Annotated in this window: 1 pseudogene; it reads right to left on the bottom strand. The window is 42.2% G+C overall.

The features are described from left to right. Positions 1 to 232 (bottom strand): annotated as a pseudogene (locus tag ACFIO5_RS10340) (signal recognition particle protein); the annotation flags it as partial.

Raw genomic sequence — 232 nt, 5'->3', positions numbered from 1 at the left:
TCATCAAGACCGGCAGCAGCAATTTGATCTTTTACCTTTCCCAAACCGGGCAACATTCCCATAATGCCCCCCATCCCGCCAAGTTTTTTCATTTTTTGCAACTGATCTGCTAGATCATTAAGATCAAATTTTCCGGCTTGCATCTTTTTTGCAAAAGCAGCTGCCTTCTCATGATCCATTGTTTCAGCAGCTTTTTCCACCAAAGAAACAATATCACCCATTCCGAGAATAC

It is taken from the genome of Bartonella sp. AA86SXKL (assembly GCF_042196885.1).
Note: the sequence above shows the minus strand (reverse complement) of the source record. Positions and strands in the feature narration are given on the sequence as shown.